Genomic DNA, 8222 nt, shown 5'->3' with positions numbered 1-8222 from the left:
CGTCGCCGACGGCTCGCTGGACGCCGCCACCCTGCTCGCCCCGCCGGGTACGGCCGAGCGGCGCTACGCCCTGGCCCACGCCCTGCGCGCGCTGAAGCCGGGCGGCCGGCTGACGGCGCTGGCGCCCAAGGACAAGGGCGGCTCGCGGCTGGGCAAGGAGCTGGCGGCGTTCGGCTGCCAGGTGAACGAGACCGGCAAGCGCCATCACCGCATCTGCGTGTGCGAACGCCCCGCCGAGCCGACGGGCGTCGCCGAGGCCATCGCCGCCGGCGCGCCCCGCTTCGTCGAGCGGCTGGGCCTGTGGTCGCAGCCCGGCGTGTTCAGCTGGGACCGGCCCGATCCGGGCAGCGCGCTGCTGCTGGAACGCCTGCCCGCCTTGAGCGGCCGCGGCGCGGACCTGGGCAGCGGCATAGGCTTCCTGGCCGCGAAGATCCTGGCCTCGCCCAAGGTCGAGAGTCTGGCCCTGATCGACCTGGACCACCGCGCCGTCGAGCTGGCGCGGCGCAACGTCGAGGACGCCCGCGTCACCCACCGCCAGGCCGACGTCCGCGCCGGCGTGGGGCTGGAGGGCCTCGACTTCGTGGTCATGAACCCGCCCTTCCACGACGGCGGGGCCGAGGACAAGGCGCTGGGCCAGGCCTTCATCCGCCGCGCGGCCGAGGCGCTGAAGACCGGCGGCCAGCTCTGGCTCGTGGCCAACCGTCACCTGCCCTACGAGGCGGTGCTGAAGCCGCTGTTCGCCCGCGTGCGGCTGGACGTCGAGACCGGCGGCTTCAAGGTCTACGAGGCGCGCAAGTGAGCAAGACCCCGACGCTGCGCCTGGACCGCCTGCTCTCCAACCTGGGCTACGGCTCGCGCCGCGAGGTGCAGTCGCTGGTCCGCGCCGGCCGCGTGAAGCTGGACGGGACGGAAGTCCAGGACGCCGACGACAAGGTGGCGCTGACGCCCGACCTGTCGGCCCGCATGACGGTCAACGGCAAGCCGCTGGACCCGCCGCCGGGCCTGGCGCTGATGCTGCACAAGCCGCTGGGCGTGACCTGCTCGCACAAGGAGGCCGGCGCGCTGGTCTACGAGCTGCTGCCGGCCCGCTGGCGGCTGCGCGACCCGGCCATCTCGACCGTCGGGCGGCTGGACAAGGAGACCTCCGGCCTTCTCTTGCTGACCGACGACGGGGCCCTGCTGCACCGGATCATTTCGCCGAAGAGCAACGTCGCCAAACGCTACCGCGTGACCCTGGACCGGCCGATGAAGGGCGACGAGGGCCAGGTGTTCGCGGCCGGGACGCTGATGCTTGAGGGGGAAGAGAAACCGCTGCTCCCCGCCGAACTGGAGGCCCTCTCCCCGACCGAGGCCCTGTTGACCATTCACGAAGGCCGCTACCACCAGGTCCGGCGCATGTTCGCGGCGATCGGCAACCACGTGAACGCGCTGCACCGCGACAGAATCGGCGGGCTGGACCTGCCGGCCGACCTGCCGGCCGGCGAATGGCGGGTGATGAGCGAGGCCGACGTGGCGGCGGTGTTTGGCCAATAGCTCCCCTTCTCCCCTTGCGGGAGAAGGTGGCGCGCGGAGCGCGTCGGATGAGGGGTGTCGGCGCGACGCCTGAACCGTCCGGCGCGACCGCGTTCCCAATTCTGAAGCCTGACGCTAACACCCCTCATCCGTCCGGCTCCGCCGGACACCTTCTCCCGCAAGGGGATAAGGAGAGTTCGAGCTCAGATAATGACGTTACCGTAAGTTGCGGCGCAGCTTGACCCGCCGCATACGGGGCCCAGCCGGCCCTCGCCGGCCGGGGGTCCGCCATGCTCTTCAGGTCCGTTCTCGTCTCCGCCCTGCTCGCGCTCGGCGCCTGCGCCAGCGCGCCGAAGCCTGAGCCGGTCGACGTCGACGTCACCGTCTCGCCGGCCGCGGACGGGACCTGGACCGCCGACTACCGCTTTGGAAAGGCCGCCCCGGCCTGGGCCTTCGCGCGCTCGGCCGTCACCGAGGCCGACAAGACGCCCTGGCGCGCGCAGGCCTGGACGGTCGAGACGCCAGGCGTCAGCCTCAAGCGCATCGGCCGCTACGACGTGCTGAGCGCGGACGGCGCGGCGCTGACCAGCGTGCGCATCCGCTTCAAGCCTTTCACCGAGCAGCTGGAGAAGGACTACCGCCCCACCCTGCAGTTCTCCGACGGCGGCCAGGCCCACTACACCAACCAGTTCGAGATCGTTCCGCTGACCAGCGCCGCGGCGGCCGAGAGCCTGCCGGTCGACGTCGACAGCGAGACCGTCCCGACCACCTCGCGCCTGACCTTCGACGCGCCGGGACGGCGGATCCTGTACGGCGGCTCGGTCCTGGACGGGCGCGTGGTCACCGGGACCGGCTCGGGAGGCTACGCCTATTTCGGCGACGCCGAGGTGATCGAGACCCCGGCCCTCGCCGCCGTCATCGATCCCGGCATTCCGGAGTGGCTGCGCGGCGAACTCGACGCCTACACGCCCAAGCTTCTGGCCCTGCACGCCGAGAAGCTGGGTCCGCCGGCCGTGGGCCGGCCGATGGTGTTTGCGGCCTGGGGCGGCGCGGACCAGCCCGGCGTCAGCCTGAACGGCGGCGTGCTCGGCGGCCTGATGCAGATGGACCTGCGCGGCCAGCGGGTGCTGAACCCCGACAAGCCGGTGAAGAACCTGGCCCGCTGGTTCCTGGGCCACGAGACCGCGCACTTCTGGCTGGCCCAGACCGTGCGGGCCGAAACCGGGGCCGATAACTGGATGATGGAGGGCGGCGCCGACATTCTGGCCGTCCGCGCCCTGGGCGTCCTGGCCCCCGACTATGATCCGACACGCCGCCTGCAGGGCGAGGTCGACGACTGCCTGGGGCTGGTCGGCCCGAACGAGCCGCTGGCCGGCGCGCTGGAACGCGGCGAGCCGCAGGCCCAGTACGGCTGCGGCGCGGTGCTGCTGCTGGCGGCGGAAGCGGGCCTGCGCAAGCGCGAGCCCGGGGCGGACGCCTACACCTTCTGGCGGCGCCTGATCGACGCCAACCGCGAGGACGGGGTGGTGACGGCGGACGACTGGCTGGCAGCCTTCGCCGAGGCCACCGGCGACGCCGAGCTGACCGCCGAGACGCGCCGGTTCGTTACGGAAGGCGTCGCCGACCCGGCCGCCTTCGTCGCGAAGCTGTTTGCGCGCACGGGCGTGGCCCATAGCGTGGGCGCCGACGGAAAGCTGAAGCTGGGCGCGAACTGAACCGGGCGCGGGCGCGCGGGGTTCAGCGACGAACCGCTGGAGGATACGATGGGACTACGTTTCACCGCCGCGGCGCTGAGCCTGATCCTGCTCTCGGCTTGCGCGCCCACCGAAATGGCGGCGCCGAAGCCCGCGGCCGAACCCGGGGTGGACGTGGCCTCGTGCCAGGCCAAGGGCGGGACGGTGAAACCGGTGTGCCGGCGGCAGCTGCCGCAGTGCGTGATCGCCTACCCTGACGCGGGCAAGAGCTGCACCGACGGGTCGCAGTGCGCGGGCGACTGCCTCTACCAGGGGGACGCCGCGCCCGGGACGCCGGCTGCCGGCCAGTGCCAGGCAGATTCCGATCCGTGCGGCTGCAAGACCCCGGTCGTCGACGGCAAGGTCGGCCAGGGCCGCTGCGTCGACTGAGTTCGTCGCTTAGGCGCGCAGCGCGGTGGCGCCCTGGTCGATCCAGCGGCGGGCGCAGCGCTGCGCCTCGGCCACGTCCTCGCGCTCCATCTCGGCGCTCAGTTCGCGGCGGTAGGCGACGGCTTCGACCGAGCCCATCATCGAGGCCAGGTTGAACAGCATGTGGGCCGACACCAGGTCGAACGGCGCGCCGCCCTGGCCGGTCGAATACATCATGCCCAGCTTGAGCAGTTCGTCGGCCGACATGGCGGGATGCGGAAGCGGCAGGCCTTTGGCCGGAAAATCGCTGACGTGCATCATTTTCGTTTCCTCCGCCGGCGCGCATTCTGTGTGCCGGTTCCCTCGTTGGATGAGACGATAAAAACGCCGGTACGTGAAACTAGGGTTAACGTCGAAATTCAGCACAAATATTTTCTGTAAAGCGGAAATGAATACTCTGAACCTGCTTAAGACTTGCGCAAGGAGGCGGTAACGCTTCGTTCAGAACCCGCGCACGGCCCCTGGGCGTTTCTAAGGGAATTCCAGGCTTCGAGCCCGAGAGGAGCTTTGCGTATGGGACCGTCCCGAACCCTGGCCTGCGCCGCGCTGGCCGCCGCCGCCGCCGTCCTGACCGGCTTCGCGCCGGCCGCCCCAGCGTCCGACGACGTCTGCGCCCTGCTGAGCCCCGCCGAAATGGGCCGCATTATCGGCCGGCCGGTCCCCAGCGCCGTCAGCGGCGAAGACGAAAACGGCGACACCTGCACCTACGAGGTCACCCCCGACGGCCCGCGCGTCACCCTCACCCGGCCCGACGGGTCGTGGAACGACGCGGTGGCCGCGCTGAACGACAGCCCGCAGGACACTGTCTCCGGCCTGGGCGCCGCGGCCCTGTGGGCGCCGAACGCCACCGACCTGCTGGTGCGCTCCAAGGCCGGCGCGATCCTGCTGGTGTCGATCGACGACGACGACCGCGGCCTGCGCGGCGGCGACGCCAAGGGCGTGGCGATGGATGTCGCCCGGGCCGTGCTGGCGCGGGTGAAGTAGGGTCGACGCCCCCGCCCTCCCCGCGCATAGTCCCCCGCAAAGCTAGGGGGGCGTTGAGTCATGGTTTCGAGGCGGGGTCTGTTCGGGTTCGCGGGTCTGGCGCTGGCGGCGGGTCCGGCGCTGGCGGCGACGCAAGCCAAGCCGGACGTGAGCGGGCTGAAGTCGCTCACCACCAACGTTCAGCCGATCTCCAAGGCCGAGCGCGCCGCCCGCATCGAGAAGGCGCAGCGGTTGATGGCCGAGCGCGGGATCTCGGCCCTGCTGCTCGAGCCCGGCTCGTCGATGACCTACTTCACCGGCGTGCGCTGGAACCGCTCGGAGCGGACCACGGCGGCGGTGATCCCGGCCAGGGGCGCCGTGGTGATCGTCACCCCGGCCTTCGAGGAGCCCTCGGTGCGCGAAAGCCTGGCCGTCGACGGCGAGGTGCGCCCCTGGAACGAACACGAGAGCCCGTTCGAGCGCATCGCGCAGGCCCTGGCGGACCGCGGCGCGGCCTCCAGGACCGTGGCGGTCGAGGCCACCACCCGCTTCTTCATCGTCGAGGGCGTGCGCGCCGCGGCGCCCGGCGTGACCGTCACCTCGGGCGATCCGATCGTGCGCGGCTGCCGGATGATCAAGTCGCCGGCCGAGCTGGCCCTGATGCAGGCCGCCTCGGACGTGACCCTGGCGGCGCTGCGCTACGTCCACCCGCGGGTGAAGCCGGGCATGACCGCCGGCGAGATCGGCGCGATGATGAACGCCGCCACCGCCGCGCTGGGCGCCAAGCCGGACTTCGCCCTGGTGCTGCTGAACGACGCCTCGGCCTATCCGCACGGCTCCGAGAAGCCGCAGGTGGTGCGCGAGGGCGGCGTAATCCTGATGGACTGCGGCGCCGACGTGCACGGCTATCAGTCGGACATCTCGCGGACCTGGGTCTACGGCGCCCCGAGCGCGAAGCAGCGCAAGGTCTGGGACACGGTCAAGCGCGGCCAGGAAATCGCGCTGGACACCGCCAGGCTCGGCACGCCCTGCGGCGCGGTCGACGACGCCGTGCGCGCCTACTACGAAAAGGAAGGCTGGGGCCCCGGCTACAAGCTGCCCGGCCTGTCGCACCGCACCGGCCACGGCATCGGCATGGACGGCCACGAGCCGTCCTTCTTCGTGCACGGCGACACCACGCCGCTCGCGCCGGGCATGTGCTTCTCCGACGAGCCCGGGATCTACATCCCCGGCGAGTTCGGCGTGCGCATGGAGGACTGCCTCTACATGACCGAGACCGGCCCGAAGTTGTTCTCGGCCTTCGCGAAGTCGATCGACGATCCGATCTGAGGCGGCGGCCGGCGTCTCAGGGTTTCACCGGATGTTCGCCTGAACGCCGTCGGCCGAAGGTGCGGGCTTCTCAGAAGGAGCCCGCGCCCATGTGGATGTCCCGCACCCTGGCCGCCGGCGCGGCCGTTTCGGCCGCGGCCGCCCTGCTGGCCGGCTTCGCGCCTGCGCCGGCGAACGACGTCTGCCGGCTGGTCGACAAGGCCCAGATGAGCCGCATCATCGGCAAGCCGGTGGCGCTGGCCGAAGCCGCGGCCGACGACGGCGGGCCCTACTGCAACTACGGCGTCTCCGACGACGGCCCGTTCATCCGTGTCAGCCAGCTCAACGGCGACTGGGGCCAGATGGTCGGCGCGCTCAGCGACGAAGCCCAGGAGACGGTGGCCAACCTGGGCGCCGCGGCGGTGTGGACGCCGGACGACTACGCCCTGCTGGTGCGCGCCAAGAACGGCACGATCCTGCGCGTCTCGCTGGACGACGACGACAAGTCCCTGCGCAGCGGCGACCTGAAAGGCGTGGCCGTGGACATCGCCAGGGCGGCGTTGAAGGGGATGGGGGGATAGCTCCCCTTCTCCCTCCCCTTCATGGGGAGGGACAGGCCTGCGAAGCAGGCCAGGGTGGGGAAGCGTCGGCCATTCCCCACCCGGCCCCTTCGGGGCCATCCTCCCCATAAAGGGGAGGGAGAATGGCAGGCCCTACCGCGCCCGCTGGCCGAACAGCACGGCGCGCGCGGCGTCGGCGGTCTTGCCGCTGCTGGCCAGGGTGTTGTTGCGGAGCGCGTCGGCGACGGCCAGGCCGCGCTTGACGCCGTCGCGCTCGCCGACCCGTTCGAACCATTCCTTCAGGTGCGGGAAGGCGTTCAGGTCCTGGCCCTGGTTCTTCCACGGCCGGATCCACGGGAAGATGGCCATGTCGGCGATGGAGTAGTCGCCAGCCACGAACGGCCGGTCGGCCAGGCGCTTGTTCAGCACCCCGTACAGCCGCTCGGTCTCGTTGGTGTAGCGGTTGACGCCATAGGCCAGCTGGCGCTGGTCCTTCAGCATCTGCGGCGCGTACTGGCGGAAGTGGTGGGTCTGACCGGCCATAGGGCCCAGGCCGCCCATCTGCCAGAACAGCCACTGCTCGACCTCGGCGCGCTCGCGCGGGGCCTGCGGGTAGAACTTGCCGGAGCGGCGGCCCAGGTGCTGCAGGATGGCGCCCGACTCGAAGATCGACAGCGGCTCGCCGTCGCCGGCGCCGTCCGGGTCGACGATGGCCGGCATGCGGTTGTTGGGCGAAATGGCCAGGAACTCGGGCTTGAACTGCTCGCCGGCGCCGATGTTCACCGGCTTCAGCTCGTAAGGCAGGCCCATTTCCTCCAACGCGATGCTGATTTTCCAGCCGTTGGGCGTGGGCCAGTACCAGAGCTCGATCGGCGCGGTCATACAGTCCTCCATCTGCAACAGACGGCGATATGGATAGCTTCGCGAGCCGCCGCAACGGCTGAGCTCTCATGAACGCAGCCTGACGGCGGGATCAGCATCGGTTCAGCCGCTAGGGTCGATAACGGTCCTCGGAAGCGGACGAAAAGGGTCCGCAAGGTAACCGAGGTGAGCGTCATGAAACGTCTTCTTCTCGCCGTCGCGGCCGTCACCGCCATCGCCGCCCCCGGCATGGCCCTGGCCGACGGCTATCGCGGAAACGGGGGTTACTACGACGGCCGCTACGACGGCGGCCGCTATGACGAGCGCGACTACGGCGGGCGCTACGAGCGCGGCGACCGCTACGGCCGCAACGACTACGCCTACGCCCGCGAGTGGCGTCGCGGCGAGCGCCTGCCGCCCCGCTTCCGCGACGAGTGGGTGAACTGGCGCCGGGCCGGCCTGCGCCCGCCGGTGGACCGCAACCACGCCTGGTTCCGCGTCGGGGGCCAGTACGTGATGGCCAACGTCGACAACGGCCTGATCGCTGTGACGATCTGGCGTCGCTAACCCAACGCGCCCTGCCCCGCTCGTTCAGGTTCGGTTCAGCCGAGGGGCGAAATAACGGCGATACGGCGGCGGAGCGGGGCCGTTTCGCCGGGCGGGTCCAGGACGGACCGCCCATTCAGGAGGACGGGATATGAAGCGTCTGATGCTCACCGGGCTCGCGGTCTTGGCCGTGGGCGCTCCCGGGGCCGCCACGGCCCAGCCGGGCCGGGACAACCCGCGCGCCGAGCAGCGCGACGAGCGTCCCGCTCGCGGCGACCGCACCGAGCGCACCCAGCCGACCCGCGACGAC

10 protein-coding genes are annotated in these 8222 nt (G+C 71.1%); 8 read left to right on the top strand and 2 right to left on the bottom strand.

Features of this window, described 5'->3' with window-relative positions; translation table 11 throughout:
- The 4 genes from G3573_RS18095 to G3573_RS18080 form a co-directional block, all read left to right on the top strand.
- The coding region (locus G3573_RS18095; RefSeq protein ID WP_163263091.1) for a class I SAM-dependent methyltransferase at positions 1-799 on the top strand (799 nt) is incomplete at its 5' end.
- Positions 796-1533, top strand: a complete 738-nt coding sequence (locus tag G3573_RS18090; RefSeq protein ID WP_163263090.1) for a pseudouridine synthase — start codon at positions 796-798, stop codon at positions 1531-1533. The genes G3573_RS18095 and G3573_RS18090, both read left to right, overlap by 4 nt.
- A 269-nt stretch (positions 1534-1802) precedes the next feature.
- On the top strand, positions 1803-3227 hold the full coding sequence (locus G3573_RS18085) for a hypothetical protein (protein ID WP_163263089.1): 1425 nt from the start codon (positions 1803-1805) through the stop codon (positions 3225-3227).
- A 48-nt stretch (positions 3228-3275) separates the two neighbouring features.
- A complete protein-coding gene (locus tag G3573_RS18080) occupies positions 3276-3635 on the top strand; it encodes a hypothetical protein (RefSeq protein WP_163263088.1) in 360 nt (119 codons plus the stop codon).
- 9 nt (positions 3636-3644) lie between these two features.
- Here G3573_RS18080 and G3573_RS18075 read toward each other — a convergent pair whose 3' ends face one another.
- Positions 3645-3935, bottom strand: a complete 291-nt coding sequence (locus G3573_RS18075) for a sel1 repeat family protein (RefSeq protein ID WP_163263087.1) — start codon at positions 3933-3935, stop codon at positions 3645-3647.
- A gap of 252 nt (positions 3936-4187) precedes the next feature.
- On the opposite strand from G3573_RS18075, the gene G3573_RS18070 reads away from it, so the two are divergent.
- The 3 genes from G3573_RS18070 to G3573_RS18060 all read left to right on the top strand — a co-directional run bounded on the left by G3573_RS18070 (position 4188) and on the right by G3573_RS18060 (position 6526).
- Positions 4188-4658: a hypothetical protein gene (locus G3573_RS18070; protein WP_163263086.1), complete on the top strand. Its 471-nt coding sequence runs from the start codon at positions 4188-4190 to the stop codon at positions 4656-4658.
- A 60-nt stretch (positions 4659-4718) separates the two neighbouring features.
- Positions 4719-5966, top strand: a complete 1248-nt coding sequence (locus tag G3573_RS18065; RefSeq protein ID WP_163263085.1) for a Xaa-Pro peptidase family protein — start codon at positions 4719-4721, stop codon at positions 5964-5966.
- Between the two features lie 89 nt (positions 5967-6055).
- Positions 6056-6526 carry a hypothetical protein gene (locus G3573_RS18060; protein ID WP_163263084.1) on the top strand — a complete coding sequence of 157 codons (471 nt, stop codon included), beginning with the start codon at positions 6056-6058 and terminating at the stop codon, positions 6524-6526.
- A 132-nt stretch (positions 6527-6658) separates the two neighbouring features.
- On the opposite strand, the gene G3573_RS18055 is transcribed toward G3573_RS18060, so the two are convergent.
- Positions 6659-7387, bottom strand: coding sequence for a glutathione S-transferase N-terminal domain-containing protein (locus G3573_RS18055; RefSeq protein ID WP_163263083.1), 729 nt, complete (start codon positions 7385-7387; stop codon positions 6659-6661).
- A 174-nt stretch (positions 7388-7561) separates the two neighbouring features.
- On the opposite strand from G3573_RS18055, the gene G3573_RS18050 reads away from it, so the two are divergent.
- Positions 7562-7933: an RcnB family protein gene (locus G3573_RS18050; RefSeq protein WP_163263082.1), complete on the top strand. Its 372-nt coding sequence runs from the start codon at positions 7562-7564 to the stop codon at positions 7931-7933.
- The last annotated feature ends 289 nt before the right edge of the window (positions 7934-8222 follow it).

The organism is Caulobacter sp. 17J65-9, assembly GCF_010975005.1.
GTDB lineage: Bacteria > Pseudomonadota > Alphaproteobacteria > Caulobacterales > Caulobacteraceae > 17J80-11.
Note: the sequence above shows the minus strand (reverse complement) of the source record. Positions and strands in the feature narration are given on the sequence as shown.

Bases quoted from the DNA above. Each gene is read 5' to 3' on its own strand.
- G3573_RS18085 (WP_163263089.1), top strand. From the start codon at position 1,803: ATGCTCTTCAGGTCCGTTCTCGTCTCCGCCCTGCTCGCGCTCGGCGCC.
- G3573_RS18080 (WP_163263088.1), top strand. From the start codon at position 3,276: ATGGGACTACGTTTCACCGCCGCGGCGCTGAGCCTGATCCTGCTCTCG.
- G3573_RS18075 (WP_163263087.1), bottom strand. From the start codon at position 3,935: ATGATGCACGTCAGCGATTTTCCGGCCAAAGGCCTGCCGCTTCCGCAT.
- G3573_RS18070 (WP_163263086.1), top strand. From the start codon at position 4,188: ATGGGACCGTCCCGAACCCTGGCCTGCGCCGCGCTGGCCGCCGCCGCC.
- G3573_RS18065 (WP_163263085.1), top strand. From the start codon at position 4,719: ATGGTTTCGAGGCGGGGTCTGTTCGGGTTCGCGGGTCTGGCGCTGGCG.
- G3573_RS18060 (WP_163263084.1), top strand. From the start codon at position 6,056: ATGTGGATGTCCCGCACCCTGGCCGCCGGCGCGGCCGTTTCGGCCGCG.
- G3573_RS18055 (WP_163263083.1), bottom strand. From the start codon at position 7,387: ATGACCGCGCCGATCGAGCTCTGGTACTGGCCCACGCCCAACGGCTGG.
- G3573_RS18050 (WP_163263082.1), top strand. From the start codon at position 7,562: ATGAAACGTCTTCTTCTCGCCGTCGCGGCCGTCACCGCCATCGCCGCC.